The following is a 22418-nucleotide window of genomic DNA, read 5'->3' on the forward strand; positions in this document are numbered from 1 at the left end:
ACGCAAATCGCCTGCGATTCGACGGACCGTCCTCCTGGTTTCGCACAGGCTGAGACAATGGCAACCTCAGTCCCTGCCCCTCATCAACCAGAAGATTTCAGTGCAGAACGGCCTCGTCAAGTCAGCTATCCGTGTCTTTGATCTGCTCGAGCTTTTCGATGCCGAGCGTCGACCGCTGCGCGTGACCACCATTGCACAAAAACTGGAAGCCCCTCAGTCCAGTGTCTCCATGCTGCTGAAGTCGCTGGTTTCCCGCGGCTACATGGAGTTCGATGCGACAACGCGCGAGTACTGTCCTTCGGTGCGCGTCGCGTTCCTGGGCGACTGGGCCACGCGCATTCCGCACCGGCGCGATGCGGTCCAGGATGCGTTGCGGCGACTCGCGAACGAAACGGGTGAAACGGTGCTGCTGGGGCGCCAGAGTGGCATCCTGCTGCAGTACCTCTCGGTCATCGAGTCGCAGAACGTCCTGCGCTTCTCGCCCTCGCCCGGCACCATGCGTCCGATGCACCGCACGGCGACGGGCATCATGTTGCTCAGCGCCCAGGACGACGAGCGAATCGGCCGGCTGCTTCGGCGCTACAACGCCGAGCCAGGAAGAACGGGGCCGGTGGCAAAGATCGCCACGACCATGCGTGCCGTCGAATGGGCGCGCGAACATGGCTACTACGAATCGGCCAACCTCGCGACACAGGGCGCCGGCGTCATCGCGACGCTGCTGGCCACGCCGATCCGGGGGCAGCGCCTGAGCATCGGCGTCGGCGGGCCTGTCGATCGCCTGCACGCCCGCCGTGCCGAGCTCGTGCGCATCGTGCTTGCCGTCGCCAGCACCAGCTGATCGGCGCGGGCCCTAGCGCCCGTGCACCGTCCGCCTCTCGATGGCGTCGTGAATGGCCAGCAGTGCCTGCGCTTGCGCCAGATGCAGGCGTTCGACCATCTTTCCATCAAGGTTGACGACACCCGCACCGGCGTTCTCCGTCCGCGCAAAGACCGCAACGATCCGCCGCGCGTCTGCCACCGCAGTTGCCGAAGGAGAGAAAGCCTCGTTCGCCGGGCCGATCTGCGTGGGATGAATGAGTGTCTTGCCGTCGAAGGCCATCTTCACGGAATCGGCCGCTTCCGCTGCGAAACCCGACTTGTCGGCGAAATCGTTCCAGACCCCATCGAGCACGCACACGCCATGGCGCTTGGCACAGAGCACGATGTGCATCAGCCAGGGCCGAAGAAAGGCACGTCCATCGCCAGGGAACACGCCGGTCTCCTTGGCGATGTCGTTGGTGCCGACCACGAGGCAGTCGAGACCGGGCTGCGACGCGAGGCCCGTGCGAACAATCTCGTCGAGCGAGAGCAGCGCCGCAGGCGTCTCGATCATGGCCCACAGGCGAATCGCCTCGTTCACGCCACTCTTCGGCAATGCGCCCGCGATCACCGCGAAGTCATCGGGACTCGAGAGCTTCGGCACCAACACGGCATCCGGACGGCAGGCCGCGACGGTTGCCATGTCGGCTTCGAAATCCGTCGTGTCGATCGCATTGACCCGGATGACCCGCTCCTGCACGCCCTCCTTCGGCGTCGCGAAGAAGGCTTCGAGGTTGCGCCTCGCGGCTTCCTTCCTGTCGGGCGCTACCGCATCCTCGAGATCGAAGATGACCGCATCGCAGTCGAGCGATGCGACCTTGGCGAGCGCGCGCTGATTGATGGCGGGAACGTACAGGGCCGAGCGTCGGGGTCGTCGGGCTTGGGCAGTGAATGTCATGACAAGGCATCGATGAGTTGAACAGACGCGTCGCAGAGGAACCGACGCGAGTTCCGAGTCTGGCGCTGATGCACAACCACTTCCATCATGGATGTGATGATGAAGCGCATCTTTCAACCATCACATATGTGATGCATCTTTGCCCGAGCCTGCTCAATACTTTGGAGAACCCACTAAACGAGCCTCCCACCGGGGCCAAGAGACGACGTGAAGAATCAGACCAACGAGAGCATCGACAGCGTGGCGGTCACGCACCTGATGGCCGACTGGATCAGCCACACCGACGATGCCGCTCTCACCCCCGCGGCGTACCAATGGGCGAAGCATGCAATGCTCGACTGGCTCGCCGTCAGCATCGCAGGCACAGCCGAGCCACTGGTGCAGATCCTTGCCGATGCATACCAGGGGTCGGCAGACCAGCCCTGCCTTCTGCTGGCCAGCGGACGGCGTGCCGCGCCGCACGATGCGGCGCTTATCAACGGCGCCGCAGGCCACGCGCTGGACTATGACGATGTCGCATCGCGGATGTTCGGCCACCCCACGGTGCCGGTGGCGCCGGCCGTTCTCGCCATGGCCCAGTCGCGCGCGGCCTCCGGTCGCGACCTGTTGCGTGCCCTGGTGGTGGGCCACGAGATCGAAAGCCGGCTCGGAGAGATCGTCGGTCCAAGCCACTACCAGCATGGCTTCCATGCCACCGGGACCGTCGGCACCTTCGGCGCCGCGGCGGCCTGCGCGAACCTGCGCGGCCTGAACAGCGACCAGACAGCGCATGCACTGGGCCTCGCGGCGACCCAGGCCGCAGGACTCAAGTGCATGTTCGGAACCATGGGCAAGCCGCTTCATGCCGGCAAGGCCGCGATGAACGGACTGATGGCCGCCGAGCTCGCCGCGCGCGGCTTCACGGTGAACGACAGCGCGATCGAATGCATACAGGGCTTTGCCCGCACCATGGCACCGGCGCTGAACGGCGTGGCACCGTCGATCGACACACGCCACGGCTTTGCCGTCGAACAGACGCTCTTCAAGTACCACGCCTCCTGCTACCTCACCCATTCCACGATCGAGGCGATCCGCGCATTGCGGCAGCACGACGGCGTCGATCTCGACGCACTGGAGTCGATGACCCTCCAGGTTGCCGGCAACCATCGCGGGGTCTGCGACATCGCGGTGCCGCAGAGCGGGCTCAACGTGAAGTTCTCGATCCAGCATCTGGCCGCGCTGGCGCTCGACGGCGCGGACACCTCCGACCTCGGCTTGTACTCGGACCGCACCGCACTCGATGCGCGCTACGCCGCCGCCGCCCGGTGCGTGTCCATGGTCGTGGTCGAGGCCGAGAACCGCGACGCGGCCACCGTGACGATGCACACGCGCGACGGCCGGACGCTCTCCCGCACCGCCAACGTGGCGATTCCCGCCACCGACCTCGACGCGCAGTGGGCGCGCCTGCTGGCCAAGGCCCGCGCGATCGCCGAACCCGTGCTCGGTGCCGCCCGCTTCGACCGGTTCGTCGAGGCCGTCGACGCACTCGACCGTTCCCCTTCTCTCCACCCCCTGTTCGAAGCCATCCAATGACTCCCAACGACCCCACGGTCGCACGGCTGAAAGCCGACGCGACGCTGCGACCCCGCGGCAACCGCTACGAAGATTTCGAGATCGGCCGCGCTTTTGCGCACCACTGGGGCCGCACGGTCACGGCGGCCGACAACACGCTCTTCTCGACGCTGACGCTTCACTACAACCCGCACTACACCAACGAGGCCTTTGCCAAGGCACACGGCCATCCGGCCACGCCGGTCAATCCGCTGCTGGTGTTCAACACGGTGTTCGGGCTGTCGGTCGAAGACCTGTCGGAAGGCGGTGGCCCGTTCCTGGGCGTCGACGAGCTCAGCTACTGCAAGGCGGTGTACCCCGGCGACACGCTGTACGCGCGCTCCGAAGTCATTGCGCGACGCCTGGCCTCCAACCGGCCCGGCTACGGGATCGTGACCTGGCACACGCGCGGGTCGAACCAGCAAGACGAGGAAGTCATCGACTTCAAGCGCTCCAACCTCGTCAAAACAAGGAACTGAGAATGTCAGAAGACGGACTGGGCTACATGACCGAAGAGCGTCGCATGATTCGCGACGCCGCACGCGACTTCACCATGCGAGAGGTGCTGCCGGTTGCCAACCGGCTCGACGGGCCCGACGGCGAGATCCCGATGGACCTGCGCCAGAAGCTGGCCGACATGGGCTACTTCGGCATCATGATCCCCGAGGAATACGGCGGCATGGGGCTAGGCTACTTCGAGTACTGCCTCATCTGCGAGCAACTGGCGCGCGGCTGGATGTCGGTGGCGTCCATCGTGGCCCGCGCCCAGGGAGGATGGATCAAGTCGGCCATGCCGGAGGAGATGCGTGCGCGTTACCTGCCCCGCGTCGTGCGCGGCGAGTTCCTCAACGCCAGCGCCCTGAGCGAGCCCGACACCGGCTCCGACCTGGCCTCGATCTCGTGCCGCGCGGTGCGCGACGGCAACGAGTGGGTGCTCACCGGCAACAAGTACTGGTGCACCTTTGCCGATGGCGCCGACTACCTCACGCTCTTTGCGCGCACCTCGCCGCCGCCGAGTTCGGACAAGCGCTACCTGGGCATCTCGTGCTTCCTGATCGAGAAGGAGCGCGGCGGCTTTCCCAAGGGCATGACGGGCTCTCCCATCCCGAAGATCGGCTATTTCGGCTGGAAGACCTTCGAGCTCGCGCTCGACGGGTTACGCGTGCCGGCCGAAGGGCTGATCGGCGAAGAGGGCAAGGCCTTCCACCTGATGACCAAGGGCCTCGAAGGCGCACGCGCGCACACGGCGGCCCGCGCCATCGGCCTCGCGCAAGGCGCACTGGAAGACGCCATTGCCTATGCGGGCGAACGCAAGCAGTTCGGCATGCCGATTGCGGAATACCAGGCGATCCGTTTCAAGATCGCGACCATGGCGACCGAGATCGAGGCGGCACGTCAGCTGATGTACTACGTGTGCGGCCAGATCGACAGCGGCAGGCGTTGCGACAAGGAGGCGTCGATGGTCAAGTACTTCGCCTCCGAGATGGCTGAGCGCGTGACGTCCGAGGCCATGCAGATCTTCGGCGGCGCGGGCTACACCAAGCTGTTTGCGGTGGAGCGCTACTGGCGCGACGCACGCCTGACCAAGATCTTCGAGGGCACGTCGGAGATCCAGCAACGCATCATCTCGACGCACCTGCTGGGCAAGTCGGAAGTGGAAGCCATGATCGCGGGGCGCGCCTTCGAGAAGCTGCAAGCCGCCAAGGGAGGGGCCACGGCATGAAGACGTCGGAACTCACCAGCACGGACAACTACTTCGAAGACTTCGAAGTGGGCGCTTTGATCCGGCACTCCCGCGGCAAGACCGTGACCGAGATGGACAACGTGCTCATCACCAACATGGTCATGAACACGGCCGAGGGCCACTTCAACGAGCATGCGATGAAGCGCGATGCGCGCGGCATCTTTTCGCAGCGCGTGGTGTTCGGCGGCATCAACCTGTCGATGGTGCTCGGGCTGGCGGCGCAGGACACGGCCGAACAGTGCCTGCGCGAACTGACGCTGGACAAGATCCGCCTGTCGAACCCGGTCTTCCATGGCGACACGCTGTACGCCTTCAGCGAAGTGCTCGAACGCAGCGACGCCGACCAGCCCGACGCCGGCATCGTGCGCTTCCGGCACTACGGCATCAACCAGGACGACAAGCTCTGCGTCGAGGCCGAGCGGACCGTGCTGCTCAAGCGCAAGAGCCACTGGGCAGGCAAGTAATGCGTACGCATACTGCGGCGCCCGCCCGATGCGCGACGGGGGCCCTCGAAGGCCTCGTCGTACTGGACCTGACGCAGATGCTCGCGGGCCCGTACGCCACGATGATGCTGGCCGACCAGGGCGCACACGTCGTGAAGATCGAGCCGCCGGGTGGCGACCTCACGCGCCGCACCGGCCCGCACCTCGAAGGCGCCAGGCGGATCGACGAACAAGGCTTCGGCAGCTACTTCGCCTCGATCAACCGCAACAAGGATTCGCTGGTCCTCGACCTGAAGCGTCCCGCCGGCAAGGCCGCGCTGTTGCGGCTCGTGCGGCAGGCCGATGTGCTCGTCGAGAACTACCGTTCGGGCGTGATGGAGCGGCTGGGCCTGGGCTACGAGACACTGGCGCAGGAGAACCCGCGCCTCGTGTATGCGGCGCTGCGCGGCTTCGGCGACGCACGCAGCGGCGAGAGCCCGTACGCCGACTGGCCTGCCTACGACCCGGTGGCACAGGCGATGGGCGGCATCATGGGCATCACCGGCGCCGTGCCGGGCGGCGCCCCCACGAAGATCGGGCCCGGCGTGGGCGACATCGTGCCCGCCATGTACCTGGCCTACGGCATTGCCGCGGCCTGCTGGCGCACGCAGCGCACCGGCCAGGGCCAGTTCCTGGACGTGGCGATGGTCGATGCCGTGCTCGCGGTCTGCGAGCGGCTGGTGTTCCAGCACAGCGCCACCAGTGCCATACCGGGGCCCGAGGGCAACGGCCATCCGCTGCTGTGTCCCTTCGGGCTCTTTCCCGCGAAGGACGGCCATGTGAGCCTGGGCGTGCCCAACGACCGCTTCTGGGTGCCCCTCGTGCAATGCATGGGCCAGCCGGAACTCGCGGCGGACCCGCGCTATGCGACCAACGAGGCGCGCGTCAAGCATAAGGCGAACGTCGAGGAGATCGTCGGCAGCTGGACTGCGCGCCACACCAAGGCCGAGCTGTCGGCGTTGCTGGGTGGCGAGATTCCGTTCGGCCCCGTCTTCGATGCGGCCGACATCTTCGACGACCCGCACTTCCGTGCACGCCAGATGCTGGTCGATGTCGAGCAGCCCGGCGCCTCCCGCCCGCTCACGGTGGCCGGCACGCCGGTGCGTATGAGCGGCACCCCGGGCGGCGTTCGCCGCCGCGCGCCCCTCACCGGCGAACACACCGACGAGACGCTGCGAACCTTCGGCTTCAGCAGCGAAGACATCGCGGCGTTACGCGCCGAACACGTCATCCAGTAACCCCTTCCCTCTTTTTGATCTCCCAAGGAAAATCCATGCAAGAAAGACCCAGGCGGCTGCGCCGTTGCCAGTTGTCCGTTCCCGGCTCCAGCGAAAAGATGATGCAGAAGGCCGCCGGCATGGACGTCGACTTCGTCTTCCTCGACCTCGAGGATGCGGTTGCGCCCTCCGAGAAGCGACCCGCGCGCGCCAAGATCGTGCAGGCACTGAACACGCTCGACTGGGGACGCACCACGCGCTGCGTGCGCATCAACGACCTGACCACCGAGTACGCCTACGAGGACATCATCGAGGTCGTCGAAGGTGCGCGCGAGAACCTCGACATGATCATGCTGCCCAAGGCCATGAGCGCGGCCGACGTGCAGTTTGTCGACAAGCTGCTCACCATGATGGAAAAGAAGCTCGGCCTGAAGAAGCGCATCGGCATCGATGTGCTGATCGAAGAGGTCGAAGCCATGATGCGCGTCGAGGAAATCGCCGCATCGACGCCGCGGCTCGAATGCCTGATCTTCGGCATGGGCGACTACTCGGCGAGCCAGGGCGTCTCGATCCGCGACATCGGGGGCCCGAGCGGCTACCCCGGCGACATCTGGAGCTACCAGCGCCACAAGCTCACGATCGCGGCGCGTGCGAACCGCATCGATGCGGTCGACGGGCCCTTCGCCGACTTCAAGGAACCGGAGGCCTTCCGCGAAGAGTGCCGCAGGGCCATGATCCTCGGCATGGTCGGCAAGTGGGCGATCCACCCCTCGCAGGTGGAGATTGCGCAGGCCACCTTCTCGCCGGCCGCCGCCGACGTGGCGCGCGCGCGAGAAATGATCCAGGCCTATGACGCGGCGCTGGCGCAAGGGCTGGGCGCCGTCCAGTACGGCGGAAAGATGATCGACATCGCCTCGGTCCGCATCGTGAAGAACCTGGTCGACCGCGCGGACCAGATCGGCATGTAGCCCCGCCTCATGGGCCCCAGGGCCGGCACACCCGATCCCCCACAAATGACGGAGACAAACATGACAACGAGCATCGAATCGACATTGGCCCCCGAGGCTGCGCAACGCCGCCGCCTTCTGGGCACCGGGCTGGGCCTGCTGGGTGCCGGATGGCTTCCGGGCCTGGCGCGTGCGCAGGACTGGCCCTCGCGGCCCATCAAGATCATCGCGGCGCAGGCGCCGGGTTCATCGAACGACGCGACCGCACGCGCGCTCGCCGAATACATGACGGGCCGGCTCGGCGTTCCCGTGGTCGTGGAGAACCGCCCCGGCGCCATCGGCATGATCGCGGCGGACGCCGTGGCGCGCTCCGCACCGGACGGCTACACCTTGCTGATCACGCTGCACAGCCAACTGGCACAGGCGCCCGTGCTGCTCAAGAAGGTGCCCCTCGACACCACCAAGGACCTGACGCCGATCGCTGCGTTCAGCACCGGCACGTCGCCCATGGTCGTCAAGAAAGACCTGCCGGTGAAGAACTTCAAGGAGCTGATCGAGCTGGCGCGCAAGCGGCCGGTGAGCGTCGGCAACTACGGCATCGGCTCGGGCTGGCAACTGATGATGAGCCAGCTGGCCAAGCAGACCGGCGCCAAGTTTGACCTCGTCAACTACAAGGGAACGGGGCCGATGGTGTTCGACCTGATGGCAGGCAACATTGACATCGGTGCCGGCTCGATGGCCGGCATGGCCGCCGGCATCCAGCGCGGGGCGTTCCGGCCGATCCTGGTGATCTCGGGTGATCGTTCGGAGCGGCTGCTCCCGGGCATTCCGACCTGGGCCGACGAAGGCTTCACGGGCCCCGCGTTCGAAAACCTCAAGGAATGCAACATGGTGCTGGGCCCGGCCACCCTGCCCAAGGAGGTGGTGCGGCGGCTCGCCGAGGTGGCCCACGATTCGGCGACGAAATCGGAGCCTGTGAAGACCGTGCTCACGCAGCTGGGCGTGGAGAGCCCGCCATGGACCGGCGTCGAACTGCAGAAGTTCATCCAGCAGACGTGGCCCACGTACCAGAAGATGACGCGCGAGCTGGGGCTGATGGTCGAGTAACAAGAAAGATGGCCTCGGCTCCGGGGCCATCTGGCGCGTTGGCTGCTTGGCGATCGAGCGGGGTGCACTACGTCCGCAGGATCTTCTCGATCGCCTTGCCCTTGGCCAGCTCGTCGACCAGCTTGTCCATGTAGCGGATCTTCTGCATCAGCGGGTCTTCGACTTCCTCGACGCGCACGCCGCACACCACGCCCTTGATCAACGCGCGATTCGGGTGCAGCGCCGGGGCCTGCGCGAAGAAGGTCCTGAAATCGTTCTGCTGTTCGATCTGCTGCTGCAGCCCCGCCGCGTCGTAGCCGGTGAGCCAGCAGATGACCTGTTCGACTTCGTCTTTCGTGCGTTGCTTGCGTTCCGCTTTCTGGACGTACATCGGGTACACCTTGGCGAACGGCATCGCGAAAATCTTGTGCTCTGACATCGTCATGTCTCCTTCAAGTCGGGCCGAAGGCTGACGCGGGCGCTCAGCCCTTGCGGCCACCCGCGGCTTTCTTCACCACCACAGTCTTGCGCGCCGGCTTCATCGCAGGCGCCTCGCGCGCCGACTTCATGTGTCCGCTTTCCCCCGAGGTCATGCCCACGATCTTCGCAAGCTGGCGGCTCACGCTCACGTAGGCGTGGCCGAGGCGGCTGTCGAAGTACAGCGAGTCGCCGCGCGCCAGGCGCACCACCTCGCCGTTGTCGAAGTACACGTCGATCTCGCCCGACAGCACGTAGGCGAACTCTTCGCCCGTGTGGCGCACGAAGTCCTCGGGGCCGTTGATGCGGCGCGCGTGCACGGTGCCGACGATGGGGCTCATCTGCTTGCCGGCAGCGGTGGTGCCCAGGAACTCGTAGGCGATGGCCAGCCCCTTGTAGACCACGCCCTTGCCCGCGCGCGTGACGACCGGGCCGTCGAGTTGCTCGGGCTTGACGCCCGCGCCCGCGAACATGGCGTTCATGTCCATCTCGAGCGCGCGGCCCAGCGCGGTGAAGTTCTCGTAGCCGAGCGCGAGCTGGCCGCGCTCGGCGCGCGAGATGGTGGTGATCGACACGCCGGAGCGCTCGGCCAGTTGCGCCAGCGTCCAGCCGAAACGCTTGCGCGCGGTGCGCAGGCGATGGCCGAAAGTGGTGCGGTCCAGCGTGGGCGGCTCTTCCTTCGGCTTCGCCCCGCCCCGGTTCCCTGTGTGTGGAGTCACGCTTGGCTTTCTCTAGGTATGCCGGGTGATTCTGCCAGCCCCGCGCCCGGCCGGCCACGCACGGCGCGACAGCCCCGGCATGCGTTTTGCGTATGCGCAAATTGCGTGTACGCAAATTTCACCTCGGTGGTGCACCCATGGTTTCCCCTTGGTTGGCGCAAATCAATTTGCGTATCCGCAAATTTCTACCTACACTTTTCGGCGATGACAACAAGCACAACCACTCCCGTCGTGGCCGACTACCTCGTGATCGGCGGCGGCATCGCCGGGGCCTCGGTGGCCCACTGGCTCGCCCCGCATGCCCGCGTGATCCTGCTCGAACGCGAAGCCCAGCCGGGCTACCACTCCACCGGCCGTTCGGCCGCGCTCTTCATGGAGAGCTACGGCACGCCGCAGGTGCGCGCCCTCACCATGGCCAGCCGCGCCTTCCTCGAACACCCGCCCGAAGGCTTTGCCGAGCACCCGCTGCTCACGCCGCGCGGCGCGATGATGGTCGCGGGCACCGAGCACCTGCACGAGCTCGAAGCGCACTGGGAGCTGCTGCGCGCCATGGACGTCGGCGCCCAACGCCTCGATGGCGAGCAGGCGCGCGAGATGGTGCCGGCGCTGCGCCCCGAGCAAGTGGCCGGCGCGGTGTACGAACCCGATGCCTCCGACATGGACGTGCACGCCATCCACCAGGGCTACCTGCGCGGCATGCGCCAGGCCGGTGGCAAGCTGGTGTGCGACGCCGAGGTCACGGCCATGGAACGCGTGGGCGAATGCTGGCGCGTGACGGCGGGTGGCACGGTGTACGAGGCACCCGTGGTGCTCAACGCCGCCGGCGCCTGGGTCGACACCATCGCGCAGCTGGCCGGCGTGCGCCCGCTGGGCATCGAGCCGCGCCGCCGCTCGGCCTTCATCTTCGCGCCGCCCGAGGGCCAGAGCGTGGCGCACTGGCCGATGGTGTTCGCCGCCGACGAAGGCTGGTACATCAAGCCCGACGCGGGCATGTTGCTCGGTTCGCCGGCCAACGCCGACCCGGTCGAGCCGCAGGACGTGCAGCCCGAAGAGATGGACATCGCCATCGCCATGCACCGCATTGAAGAAGCGACCACGCTCGCCATCCGCCGCCCCACGCGCACCTGGGCCGGCCTGCGCTCCTTCGTGGCCGACGGCGACCTGGTGGGCGGCTTCGCGCCCGATGCGCCCGGCTTCTTCTGGGTCGCGGCGCAAGGCGGCTACGGCATCCAGACCTCGGCCGCCATGGGCGAGGCCTGCGCCGCGCTGGCACGCGGCCTGCCGCTGCCCGAGCGCATCGCGGGCTTCGGGCTCACGGTCGAGATGCTCGGCCCGCAGCGGCTGCGCACTGCCGCTGCCGCCTGACAAGAACAACCCACAACCCCAAGAGACCATCCCATGCGTGTCTTCAGTGCCTCCCTCGCGACCGAAACCAACACCTTCGGCCCGATGCCGACCGGCATCGCCTCCTTCAAGGACCGCGGCTACTTCCCCGCCGGCCAGCATCCCGATGCGCTGACGATCTACTCGGGCCCGCTGTGGGCCGCGCGCATCCGCGGCAAGGAAAAGGGCTGGACGCTGCTCGAAGGCATGGTGGCGGGCGCGCAGCCCAGCGGCATCACCACGCGCCACGCCTACGAAACCCTGCGCGACGAAATGCTGAACGACCTGCGCGCCGCGCTGCCGGTCGACATGGTGCTGCTCGGCCTGCACGGCGCGATGGTGGCCGACGGCTACGACGACTGCGAAGGCGACATGCTGGCGCGCGTGCGCCAGATCGTGGGCCCTGATGTGGTGATCGGCGCCGAGCTCGACCCGCACAACCACCTCACGCCCGCCATGGTGGACAACGCCAACGTGATGGTCTCCTTCAAGGAGTATCCGCACACCGACGTGCTCGAACGCGGGCTGGAGCTGGTCGACATCTGCGCCGCGGCCGTGGAAGGCAAGGTCAAGCCGGTGGTCGCGATGGTCGACTGCGACATCATCGTCACCGTCCACACCTCGCGCGAACCGGCGCGCAGCTTCGTGCAGCGCATGCAGGCGCTCGAAGGCAAGGACGGCGTGCTCTCGGTCTCGCTCACGCACGGCTTCTCGTGGGGCGACGTGCCCGAGATGGGCACCAAGGTGCTGGTCTACACCGACGGCGACCAAGCCAAGGCCAATGCACTCGCACGCCAGCTGGCCGACGAAGTCATCGCCATGCGCGACGGCCTCACGGTCAACTACCCCAGCATCGACGACTCGCTCGACGAGGCCCTGGCCTTCGACGGCGGCCCGGTGGTGCTGGCCGACGGCGCCGACAACCCCGGCGGCGGCGCGGCGAGCGACTCCACCTTCATCCTGCGCCGCATGCTGGAGCGCGGCATCACGAACGCGGCCTTGGGCCCGATGTGGGACCCGATCGCCGTGCGCATCGCCTTCGATGCCGGCGTGGGCGCCAGGCTGCAGATGCGCATCGGCGGCAAGATCAGTCCGCTGTCGGGCGACCCGCTCGACCTCGAATGCACCGTGAAGGCGCTGCAGGAAGACCTGGTGATGACGGGCCTGTCGAACACGCCCACCGCCATGGGCGACTGCGCGCTGGTCGAGGTCAACGGCATCGACATCGTGCTGATCACGCGGCGCAACCAGGCCATGGGCACCGACCTGTTCACGCAGCTGGGTTGCGACCTGGCGGCCAAGAAGATCGTCGTGGTCAAGTCGTCGCAGCACTTCTACGCGTCGTACTCGCAGGTGGCCAAGCATGTGATCTACGCCGGCGCACCCGGCGCCGTGACGCTCGACCTCACCACCCTGCCGTACCGCAAGGCTCGCCTGCCGAAGTGGCCCATCGGCGTCGCCGCCTGAACTCCCTCTTCTTCTTTTTTGTTTCGCCCCACCGACCGGAGAACCGACGATGACCCGACGAACGCTTGCTGCCCTCGCTGCCCTGGCCCTTTCGGCCGCCAGCCTTCCCGCGCTCGCCCAGACGCCGCCCAAGACACTCAAGGTGGTGGCGCATGCCGACCTGAAGATCCTCGACCCGACCTTCACCACGGCTTACATCTCGCGCAACTTCGGCCACATGGTGTACGACACGCTGTTCGCGCAGGATGCCACCGGCAAGCCGCAACCGCAGATGGTCGAGAAGTACACGACCTCCAAGGACGGCAAGCAGTGGAGCTTCACGCTGCGCCCCGGCCTGAAGTTCTCCGACGGCGCCGCCGTGACCTCGGCCGACGCCGTGGCCTCGCTGCAGCGCTGGGCGGCGCGCGACAGCCTGGGCCGCGCCATGACGGCCGTCGGCGCCGAGTGGAAGGCCACCGACGCGCGCACGCTCACGCTCACGCTCAACGAGCCCTTCGGCATGGTGCTCGACGCGCTGGCCAAGCCCTCGGGCTTTCCGCCGGTGATCCTGCCCGAGCGCATCGCCAAGCTGCCGGCCACCGCGCCCCTCACCGAGGTCGTCGGTTCGGGCCCCTTCATCTTCAAGCGTGACGAATGGGTGCCGGGCAACAAGACGGTGTTCGTGCGCAACCCGAACTACGTGGCGCGCAGCGAGCCGCCGAGCGGCCTGGCCGGCAGCAAGAAGACCAGCCTCGACCGCGTCGAATGGCTCTACCTGCCCGACGCCAACAGCGCGATCTCGGCGCTCAAGCGCGGCGAGGTCGACTACATCGAGCAGCTGGCGCCCGACTACATCGCGCCGCTGCGCACCGACAGCAACATCAAGATCGGCTCCGGCGGTGCCTACCAGGGCTTCCTGGTGATGAACCAGCTGCACCCGCCCTTCGACAACCCGAAGGTGCGCCAGGCGCTGCTGCAGGCCGTGAACCAGGAACGCTTCGTCGCGGCCATGGGCTTCCCGCTGGACATGCGCATGGCCTACTGCGCCACCTGGTTCATCTGCGGCAGCCCCAACGACACCTCGGCCGGCGCGGAGCCTTTCCGCAAGGCCGACGTCGCCAAGGCGAAGAAGATGCTCGCCGACGCCGGCTACAAGGGCGAGAAGGTGGTGCTGATGGTGCCCAGCGACGTGCCCTACCTCAACGCCGAGGCGCTGATGGCCGCACAGACCATGAAGAGCATCGGCCTGAACGTCGATGCGCAGACCATGGACTGGGCGTCCATCGGTGCGCGCCGCGCCAAGCGCGACACGTCCGACGCCGGCGGCTGGAACATGTACGTCACGGTGGCCGGCGAGTTCGACGTGAACTCGCCCATCAGCAACGCCTACCTGGGCGCGGCCTGCGGCAACACGCTGCCCGGCTGGCCCTGCGACAAGAAACTCGACGAGCTGCGCACCGCCTGGCTGAAGGAAACCGTGCCGGCCAAGCGCAAGGAACTGCTCGACGCCTTCCAGTCGCGTGCCTACGAAGCCGTGCCGTACATCAACGCCGGCCAGTACTCGGCCGCGTTCGCGGCGCGCGCCAGCATCAAGGGGCTGGACAAGATGTGGGCCGGCCTGCCCACCGTCTGGATGCTCGACAAGTAAGCCGCCGCGCACCGCCATGGGCTACATCGTTCGACGCTTTCTTTCCACGCTGCCGGTGATGGCGGTGGTGGCCGTGGTGGTGTTCCTGCTGATCCACCTGTCGCCGGGCGATCCGGCCGCGCTCATCGCGGGCGACCTCGCCACCACCGAGGACATCGACAAGCTGCGCGCCGCGCTCGGCCTGAACCTGCCGCTGTGGCAGCAGTTCGGGCTGTGGATCGGCAAGATCTTCACCGGCGACCTGGGCACCTCGATCTTCACGCAGGTGCCCGTGACGCAACTGCTCGGCCAGCGGCTGGAGCCCACGGTGTCGATCGCGGCGCTGACCATGCTCATCACGCTGGTGACGGCCGTGCCGCTGGGCACGCTCGCGGCCTACTGCGCGGGCACCTGGATCGACCGGCTCGTGATGCTGTTCGCGGTACTGGCCTTCTCGGTGCCGGTGTTCCTCGTGGGCTACCTGCTGGTCTACACCTTCGCGGTGCAGCTGCCGTGGTTTCCGGTGCAGGGCTACGTGAACTTCTCCGAAGGCCCCGGCGCCTGGCTGCGCGCGCTGGTGCTGCCCTGCGTGAATCTGGCGCTGGTGTACATCGCGCTGGTGACGCGCATGACGCGCGCCACCGTGCTCGAGGTGCTGCACGAGGACTACATCCGCACCGCGCGCGCCAAGGGCCTGGGCGTGCTGCCGGTGCTGGGCCATGCGCTGCGCAACGCGGCCATTCCCATCGCCACCACCATCGGCGCAGGCATTGCGCTCTTGATCGGCGGCGTGGTGGTCACCGAGACGGTGTTCGCCATTCCAGGCGTGGGCCGGCTCGTGATCGATTCGGTGCAGCGCCACGACTACCCGGTGATCCAGAGCGTGCTGCTGCTGTCGGCGGGCGTGTACGTACTGATCAACCTCCTGATCGATTTGAGCTACCGCCTGTTCGATCCGCGCATCCAGTACTAGAACAAAGAACGAGCCTCACGACGCCATGTCCACTGCCCTGCCCTTGCGCGAGGTCGATGCGCCGGTGCCCAGCACCGCCGTTGCCGATGCCGCTGAAGACCCTCCTTTCGTACCGCCGCGCTGGCGCTGGGTGCGCAAGCACCCGACGCTGATCGTCGGCGCGCTGCTGCTCCTCGCGGTGGCTGCGCTGTCCATCGCCGCGCCCTGGATCGCCACCCACGACCCGCAGGACATCGACCCGCTGGCACGCATGCAGCCGGCCTCGGCCGAGCACTGGTTCGGCACCGACGCGCTGGGCCGCGACGTGTTCAGCCGCGCCGTGTGGGGCGGTCGCGTGTCGATGATCGTCGGCGCCTCGGTGGCCGTGCTCGCCACCTTCTTCGGCATCGCGCTGGGCCTGGTGTCGGGCTTCGTGCGCTGGGCCGACGGCCCGATCATGCGGGTGATGGACGGCCTCATGGCCATCCCCGGCATCCTGCTGGCGATCGCGCTCATGGCCGTGACGCGCGCCAGCCTCACCACGGTGATCATCGCCATCACCGTGCCCGAGATTCCGCGCGTGGTGCGGCTGGTGCGCTCGCTGGCGCTCACGCTGCGCGAACAGCTGTTCGTGGAAGCCGCGCACGCGGTGGGTACGCGGCTGCCGGTGATCCTCGTGCGGCACGTGCTGCCGAACATCGTGGCGCCGCTGGTGGTGCAGGCCACTTTCGTGGCCGCCGCCGCCGTGCTCACCGAGGCCGCGCTGTCCTTCCTCGGCGTGGGCGTGCCTTCGCAGACGCCGAGCTGGGGCAACATGATGGCCGAGGGCCGCAACTTCGTGACCGTGGCGTTCCACATCATCCTGTACCCGGGCCTGCTGCTGGCGGCCACGGTGCTGGCCATCAACCTGCTCGGCGACGGCCTGCGCGATGCGCTCGACCCGCGCCTGGCGCGGCAGCTGTGAAGAGGAACGCGCCATGACGATCCCCATGTCCCAGGCCACCCTCGCCCCCGGCGAGCCCTTGCTCGAGGTCGACAACCTGCGCACCTACTTCAGCACGCTCGCGGGCACCGTGCGCTCGGTCGACGGCGTGTCGTACACCGTGCGTGCGGGCCGCACGCTCGGCGTGGTCGGCGAATCGGGCTGCGGCAAGAGCGTGACGGCGCTCTCGATCCTGCGGCTGGTGCCCACGCCGCCCGGCCGCCACATGGGCGCGGTGCGCCTGCGCGGCACCGACCTGATGCAGCTGAGCGAACGCGAGATGCGGCAGATCCGCGGCAACCGCATCTCGATGATCTTCCAGGAGCCCATGACCTCGCTGAACCCGGTGCTCACCGTGGGCCGGCAGATCGCCGAGACGGTGCAGCTGCACCAGAAGGCCAGCCGCGCCGAGGCGCTGCAGCGCGCGGTCGAGATGCTGCGCCTGGTGCAGATCCCCGAGCCCGAGCGGCGCGTGAACGAGTACCCGCACCAGCTCTCGGGCGGCATGCGCCAGCGCGTGATGATCGCGCTGGCCCTGGCCTGCAACCCCGAGGTGCTGATCGCCGACGAGCCCACCACCGCGCTCGACGTGACCATCCAGGCGCAGATCCTCGACCTCATCAAGCGGCTGCAGAAGGAGCTGGGCATGGGCGTAGTGATGATCACGCACGACCTGGGCGTGGTGGCCGAAAGCTGCGACCGCGTGGTCGTCATGTACGCCGGCAAGAAGGTGGAAGAGGCCGACGTGGTCGACCTGTTCGACCGTCCGCTGCACCCCTACACCCGCGCGCTGATGGCCTCGATGCCCGCCATGAGCACGTCGAGCGCGCGGCTGCACGAGATCCCGGGCATGGTGCCCGCCGCGCACGAGCTCGGGCGCGGCTGCGCCTTCGCCGCGCGCTGCACGCAGGCACGCGAACGCTGCCGCCGCGAGACACCGCCACTCTCGACGCAGGGCGACGGTCACGTGGTCGCCTGCTTCGCGGTGCAGGAACAATGGACCGACGAGGCTGCCGAGGTGAGCGCATGACGACAACCACAACAACATCCGCCAAGGCGCCGCTGCTGCAGGTGCGCGAATTGCGCAAGCACTACACCTCGCCGCGGCGCTGGCTGCGCCCGGCCAAGCCGGCCATCCAGGCGGTCGACGGCGTGTCGTTCAACGTCGGGCACGGCGAAACGCTGTCGCTGGTCGGCGAGTCGGGCTGCGGCAAGACAACCACGGCCAAGTCGGTGATGCGGCTGGTCGAGCCCACCTCGGGTTCGGTGCGACTGAACGGCGAAGAGCTGCTGACCCTGCCCGCGAACGCGATGCGCCAGCGCCGGCGCGACCTGCAGATCATCTTCCAGGACCCCTACGCCTCGCTGAACCCGCGCCTCACGGCCGGCGACATCGTGGCCGAGCCGCTGCGCAACTTCGGCGACGTGTCGGTGGCCGAGCGGCGCGAGCGCGTGCAGTGGCTGTTCTCGCGCGTGGGCCTGCGGCCCGAGGCGGCGAAGAAGTTTCCGCACGAGTTCTCGGGCGGCCAGCGTCAGCGCCTGGGCATTGCGCGCGCGCTGGCGCTGAACCCCAAGCTGATCGTCTGCGACGAGCCGGTGTCGGCGCTCGACGTGTCGGTGCAGGCGCAGGTGGTCAACCTGCTGATGGACCTGCAGGCCGAGTTCGGCATCGCCTACCTGTTCGTGGCGCACGACCTGGCCGTGGTGCGCCACATCAGCCACCGCGTGGCCGTGATGTACCTCGGCCACATCGTGGAGATCGCCGACCGCGACACGCTGTTCTCGGCGCCGCGCCATCCGTACACCGAGATCCTGCTGTCGGCCGTGCCCGTGCCCAACCCGCGCACGCCCGCACGCCGCCTGCTGCTGCAGGGCGATCCGCCGAGCCCGGCCAACCCGCCCTCGGGCTGCCGCTTCCACACGCGCTGCCCGATGGCGCAGGCCGTGTGCAAGGAGAAGACGCCCGAACTGAGCGAGCGCCCCTCGACTTCCCAGGGCGGCCACTGGGTCGCCTGCCACTTCCGTTGAAAGCATTGCCCTCATGACCGACAAGACACCCCACTACGACCTCTTGATCCACGGCGGCACCGTGATCGACGGCACCAAGGCGCCGCGCTTCGACGCCGACGTGGGCATCGTCAATGGCCGCATCGCCGCCATCGGCAAGCTCGCGGGCCACACGGCCGACCAGACACTCGACGCCACCGGCCGCATCGTCGCGCCGGGCTTCATCGACTCGCACACGCACGACGACCAGGCCGTGCTGTCGCATGCACAGATGCCGTTCAAGGTGTCGCAGGGCGTGACCACCGTGGTGGCGGGCAACTGCGGCATCAGCGCCGCGCCGCTACGCGCCGACATGGACCTGCCGATGCCGCTGAGCCTGCTCGAAACGCCGCCGGAAGACCGCTTCACGACCTTCGCAGCCTACCTCGACGCGCTGCGCGCCACGCCTTCGTCGGTCAACGTGGCGGCGATGGTCGGCCATTCGACCCTGCGCGCCGTGACCATGTCCGACCTCGACCGCCCCGCCACCGCGCAGGAGATCGCCGCCATGCAGGCGCTGGTCGAAGAAGCCATGCAGGCCGGCGCCATCGGCCTGTCGACCGGCACCTTCTACCCGCCGGCCGTGAAGGCGACCACCGAGGAGATCATCGAGGTCGGCCGTCCGCTCACGGCGCGCAAGGCGCTGTACGTGACGCACATGCGCGACGAGAGCGACCACGTGATGGCGTCGCTGGAAGAAACCTTCCACATCGGCCGCGCGCTCGACATCCCGGTGGTGGTGTCGCACCACAAGGTGCAGAACACGCAGAACTTCGGCAAGACCAAGGTCACGCTGCCCTTCATTCAAGAGGCGATGAAGCACCAGTGCATCGGCCTCGACTGCTACCCGTACACCGCAGGCTCCACCATGATCCGCACCGACCGCGGGATGATGGACGGGCGCGTGCTCATCGCCTCCAGCGTGCCGCACCCCGAATGCGCGGGCCGCGACCTGAAGGACATCGCGGCCGAATGGGGCGTGTCGGGCGAAGAGGCCGCGCTGCGCCTGTCGCCCGGCAGCGCCATCTATTTCATGATGGACGAGGACGACGTGCAGCGCGTGCTCGCCTTCGACGAGACCATGATCGGCTCCGACGGCATTCCGCTGGGCGACAAGCCACACCCGCGCCTGTGGGGCACCTTCCCGCGCGTGCTGGGGCACTACAGCCGCGACGTGGGCCTGTTCCCGCTGGAGACGGCCGTGTGGAAGATGACCGGGCTCACGGCGCGCAACTTCGGCCTGCACGAACGCGGCGCGCTCAAGGTCGGGCACCACGCCGACGTGGTGGTCTTCAACGCCGCCACCGTGCGCGACACCGCGAACTACGAAACGCCGACCGAACCCGCCGAAGGCATCGACGCGGTGATCGTGAACGGCGCCGTCACCTGGCGCCACGGCGTGCACAGCGGCGCGCGCAACGGGCAGGTGATCGTGCGCCAGGACGCGGCCTGACAGCTCGCACCCCGGCGGCGCCTGCACGGCGCCCGCCTTCGCATCCTGGTGCATGCGCAGCACCGGATCGGTGAACACGCCGGGCCTCAGGGGCCCGGTTTTTCTTTCTCCCTTGCGCTCTTTCCCTCTGGCAGTGCGCCCCTAGGGGATTTCCCTCGACAGCTGGCCCGGAGCTTGCGTAGTTTGCCCACATAGTTGAACATTTCAACTATTGAAGACTTCTACCAACCCGCCATGCACGCCCCGCTTCGCCTGAAAGACGACTACCTCAACGTCCTGCTCGACCTGGCGTCGCAGCGCACGCGCGACCGCGGCTCGCGCATCTACGAGATCGAGCTCGGCCTGTCGATCCGCGACGTGCGGCTGCTGCGCATGATCGGCGCCGCGCCCGGCATCACCATGGGCCAGCTGGTGCAGACCTGCGCCATCGAGAAGACGCTGGTCTCCAAGCTGGTGAGTTCGCTGGTGCAGCGCGAGCTGGTCGAGCGCCAGATCGGCGCCGAGGACGCGCGGCAGATCCGCCTGTGCCTCAGCAAGACCGGCATCGACATGGTGCTGCGCGCCGAGCCCATCGGGCACGAGATGGAAGCGCGCTTTCTCGACTGCCTGAGCGTCGCCGACATCGAGAACCTGCGCCGCATCATGCACAAGCTCATCGACGCCGAAGAAGGCTCGCGCGACATCTTCGAATTCCTGCTGGTGCAGTTGCGCGAAAGCAAGGAATCGCCCCCGTCTTCCTCCCCCTCGTCTTCCGCTCCCTCCCGAAAGAAGTAAGGCTCCATGGCAATCCACTTTTCACCGCGCCGCGTCGCGGCGGCTTCCCTGTCGGCGCTCGCTTTGTGCTTGGCCGCCACCGCGTCCGCCCAGACCGTGCTTCGCACCGTGCCCTCGTCGGACCTGAAGATCGTCGACCCGATCTGGACCACCGCCAACATCACGCGCAACCACGGCCTGATGATCTACGACACCCTCTTCGCGATGGACGAGAAGGGCGTCATCAAGCCGCAGATGGTCGACAAGTACAGCGCGAGCGCCGACAACAAGGTATGGAGCTTCACGCTGCGCCCGGGCCTGAAGTTCCACGACGGCGCGCCGGTCACCTCGCAGGACGTGATCGCCTCGCTGGCGCGCTGGGCCAAGCGCGACACGCTGGGCCAGAAGATGTACGAGGCCATGGACAGCATCGCCGCCGACGGCCCGAACGGCTTTCGCATGACGTTCAAGCAGCCTTTCGGCGTGGTGCTCGACGCGCTCGGCAAGCCCAACCCGCTGGTGCCTTTCATCATGCCCAAGCGCGTGGCCGACACACCCGCCGACAAGCAGATCGACGAGATGGTGGGCTCGGGTCCCTTCACGCTCGCCAAGGAAGACTTCCGCCCGGGCGACCGCGTCATCTACCGCAAGAACACCGCCTACGTGCCGCGCAAGGAGCCCGCTTCGGGCCTGGCCGGCGGCAAGGTGGTGCACGTCGATCGCGTCGAGTGGGTGATGCTGCGCGACCCGCAGACGCAGGCCAATGCGCTGCTCAACGGCGAGGTCGACATGCTCGAGACCGTGCCATCTTCGGGCTACACGGGCATGCGCACCAACGAGAAGATCGAGCTGGTCGACGTGATGCCGGCGGGCCCCTTCACGGTGCTCTACAACCACAAGGTGCCGCCCTTCAACAACCCGAAGGCGCTGAAGGCCGCGATGCTGGCCATCAACCAGGAAGCGATGCTGCGCGCGCAGGTCACCTTCCGCGACTTCTACAAGCCCTGCGCGTCGATCTACCTGTGCGGCTCGCTCTACGCGAGCGACAGGACGGGCTTCTACACCGGCAAGCCGCAGTTCGAAGAGGCGCGCAAGCTGCTCAAGGAATCGGGCTACGACGGCAAGCCCGTGGTGATCCTGCTGCCGGGCGATGCGCCCGCGCTGAACAAGCTGCCCGCGGTGTACGGCCAGCTGCTCAAGCAGGTGGGCTTCAACGTCGACGTGCAGACCACCGACTGGGCCACGCTCGTGACCCGGCGCGCCAAGAAGGACCTGCCCGAGAACGGCGGCTGGAACGCCTTCATCACCTTCTGGGGCGGCGTGGACGCGAGCAGCCCCATCGGCTACAGCCCGCTGACCGGCAACGGCGACCAGGGCTACTTCGGCTGGCCCGTGGTGCCCGAGCTCGAGGCGCTGAAGACCAAGTTCATCGCCACCGCCGACCTCGCGCAGCGCAAGGAGATCGCCACGCAGATCCAGCAGGTCGTGCTCGAACACGGCGTGCTCGCCCCGCTCGGCGAAGGCAAGGCGCCCACGGCCGTGCGCCGCGGCACCATCACCGGCCTGCTGCCGTCGCCGGCGGTGCTGTACTGGAACGTGCGCAAGACGTCCGCGCCATCGCCATGACCGCGACATAGGCCGGCCCGCGCGCCCGCCCCTCTCCCCATTCTGATCGCCACCCCTGACCGGCTGCGCCTCGCGCGGCAGCCGGGCGGGACTTCCTTTGCCCGCGCCACACACCCGGCCCCTCGTCAAGGA

21 protein-coding genes are annotated in these 22418 nt (G+C 67.6%); 18 read left to right on the forward strand and 3 right to left on the reverse strand.

What is annotated here, in order from left to right; genetic code table 11:
• Nucleotides 1-100: 100 nt before the first annotated feature.
• Complete coding sequence (locus AC07O4_RS20010) at nt 101-838, forward strand: IclR family transcriptional regulator (protein WP_492734498.1); 738 nt, start codon at nt 101-103, stop codon at nt 836-838.
• A gap of 12 nt (nt 839-850) precedes the next feature.
• Here the strand turns inward: AC07O4_RS20010 and AC07O4_RS20015 are convergent, their stop codons facing one another.
• Nucleotides 851-1756: an HpcH/HpaI aldolase/citrate lyase family protein gene (locus tag AC07O4_RS20015; protein WP_159274585.1), complete on the reverse strand. Its 906-nt coding sequence runs from the start codon at nt 1754-1756 to the stop codon at nt 851-853.
• Between the two features lie 207 nt (nt 1757-1963).
• On the opposite strand from AC07O4_RS20015, the gene AC07O4_RS20020 reads away from it, so the two are divergent.
• From AC07O4_RS20020 to AC07O4_RS20050, 7 genes are read left to right on the forward strand one after another with little or no spacing between them, the layout of a single operon-like run.
• Entirely contained in the window at nt 1964-3328 is a 1365-nt protein-coding gene (locus AC07O4_RS20020) for an MmgE/PrpD family protein (protein WP_235944271.1), read from the forward strand.
• Complete coding sequence (locus AC07O4_RS20025; RefSeq protein ID WP_495305441.1) at nt 3325-3825, forward strand: MaoC family dehydratase; 501 nt, start codon at nt 3325-3327, stop codon at nt 3823-3825. The genes AC07O4_RS20020 and AC07O4_RS20025 overlap by 4 nt, the downstream gene beginning before the upstream one ends.
• Before the next feature lie 2 nt (nt 3826-3827).
• Nucleotides 3828-5069 (forward strand): acyl-CoA dehydrogenase family protein, encoded by a 1242-nt coding sequence (locus AC07O4_RS20030; protein ID WP_159274583.1) that lies wholly within the window; start codon nt 3828-3830, stop codon nt 5067-5069.
• Nucleotides 5066-5554 carry a MaoC family dehydratase gene (locus AC07O4_RS20035; RefSeq protein ID WP_159274582.1) on the forward strand — a complete coding sequence of 163 codons (489 nt, stop codon included), beginning with the start codon at nt 5066-5068 and terminating at the stop codon, nt 5552-5554. The genes AC07O4_RS20030 and AC07O4_RS20035 overlap by 4 nt, the downstream gene beginning before the upstream one ends.
• Nucleotides 5554-6810, forward strand: coding sequence for a CaiB/BaiF CoA transferase family protein (locus AC07O4_RS20040; RefSeq protein ID WP_159274581.1), 1257 nt, complete (start codon nt 5554-5556; stop codon nt 6808-6810). Before AC07O4_RS20035 ends, AC07O4_RS20040 begins: the two co-directional genes overlap by 1 nt.
• 35 nt (nt 6811-6845) lie before the next feature.
• Nucleotides 6846-7757 (forward strand): HpcH/HpaI aldolase/citrate lyase family protein, encoded by a 912-nt coding sequence (locus AC07O4_RS20045; protein WP_159274580.1) that lies wholly within the window; start codon nt 6846-6848, stop codon nt 7755-7757.
• Nucleotides 7758-7817: 60 nt separating this feature from the next.
• Nucleotides 7818-8843: a Bug family tripartite tricarboxylate transporter substrate binding protein gene (locus AC07O4_RS20050; RefSeq protein ID WP_159274579.1), complete on the forward strand. Its 1026-nt coding sequence runs from the start codon at nt 7818-7820 to the stop codon at nt 8841-8843.
• Between the two features lie 67 nt (nt 8844-8910).
• On the opposite strand, the gene AC07O4_RS20055 is transcribed toward AC07O4_RS20050, so the two are convergent.
• Both AC07O4_RS20055 and AC07O4_RS20060 read right to left on the reverse strand, forming a co-directional pair.
• Entirely contained in the window at nt 8911-9261 is a 351-nt protein-coding gene (locus AC07O4_RS20055) for a DUF2200 domain-containing protein (protein ID WP_159274578.1), read from the reverse strand.
• A gap of 43 nt (nt 9262-9304) precedes the next feature.
• A complete protein-coding gene (locus AC07O4_RS20060; protein ID WP_159274577.1) occupies nt 9305-10018 on the reverse strand; it encodes a helix-turn-helix domain-containing protein in 714 nt (237 codons plus the stop codon).
• Between the two features lie 204 nt (nt 10019-10222).
• Between AC07O4_RS20060 and AC07O4_RS20065 the strand changes: the two genes are divergently transcribed.
• From AC07O4_RS20065 to AC07O4_RS20110, 10 genes are all read left to right on the forward strand, one after another.
• Nucleotides 10223-11383, forward strand: a complete 1161-nt coding sequence (locus AC07O4_RS20065) for an NAD(P)/FAD-dependent oxidoreductase (protein ID WP_159274576.1) — start codon at nt 10223-10225, stop codon at nt 11381-11383.
• Between the two features lie 33 nt (nt 11384-11416).
• Nucleotides 11417-12868, forward strand: coding sequence for a M81 family metallopeptidase (locus AC07O4_RS20070; protein ID WP_095946834.1), 1452 nt, complete (start codon nt 11417-11419; stop codon nt 12866-12868).
• A 49-nt stretch (nt 12869-12917) separates the two neighbouring features.
• The gene (locus tag AC07O4_RS20075; protein WP_493194128.1) at nt 12918-14495 is read left to right on the forward strand and encodes an ABC transporter substrate-binding protein; all 1578 of its coding nucleotides are present in this window, start codon (nt 12918-12920) and stop codon (nt 14493-14495) included.
• A gap of 16 nt (nt 14496-14511) precedes the next feature.
• Nucleotides 14512-15447, forward strand: coding sequence for an ABC transporter permease (locus AC07O4_RS20080; RefSeq protein WP_056574393.1), 936 nt, complete (start codon nt 14512-14514; stop codon nt 15445-15447).
• A gap of 25 nt (nt 15448-15472) precedes the next feature.
• Nucleotides 15473-16390, forward strand: coding sequence for an ABC transporter permease (locus AC07O4_RS20085; RefSeq protein WP_235944270.1), 918 nt, complete (start codon nt 15473-15475; stop codon nt 16388-16390).
• A 13-nt stretch (nt 16391-16403) separates the two neighbouring features.
• A complete protein-coding gene (locus tag AC07O4_RS20090) occupies nt 16404-17438 on the forward strand; it encodes an ABC transporter ATP-binding protein (protein WP_495305442.1) in 1035 nt (344 codons plus the stop codon).
• Nucleotides 17435-18436: an ABC transporter ATP-binding protein gene (locus tag AC07O4_RS20095; RefSeq protein WP_369644222.1), complete on the forward strand. Its 1002-nt coding sequence runs from the start codon at nt 17435-17437 to the stop codon at nt 18434-18436. The genes AC07O4_RS20090 and AC07O4_RS20095 overlap by 4 nt, the downstream gene beginning before the upstream one ends.
• Nucleotides 18437-18449: 13 nt before the next feature.
• A complete protein-coding gene (locus AC07O4_RS20100; RefSeq protein ID WP_495305443.1) occupies nt 18450-19907 on the forward strand; it encodes an N-acyl-D-amino-acid deacylase family protein in 1458 nt (485 codons plus the stop codon).
• A gap of 234 nt (nt 19908-20141) precedes the next feature.
• On the forward strand, nt 20142-20681 hold the full coding sequence (locus tag AC07O4_RS20105) for a MarR family winged helix-turn-helix transcriptional regulator (protein WP_495305444.1): 540 nt from the start codon (nt 20142-20144) through the stop codon (nt 20679-20681).
• Between the two features lie 6 nt (nt 20682-20687).
• The gene (locus tag AC07O4_RS20110; protein WP_495305445.1) at nt 20688-22286 is read left to right on the forward strand and encodes an ABC transporter substrate-binding protein; all 1599 of its coding nucleotides are present in this window, start codon (nt 20688-20690) and stop codon (nt 22284-22286) included.
• The last annotated feature ends 132 nt before the right edge of the window (nt 22287-22418 follow it).

The sequence above is a fragment of the Variovorax sp. GW821-FHT09D04 genome, from assembly GCF_059416405.1.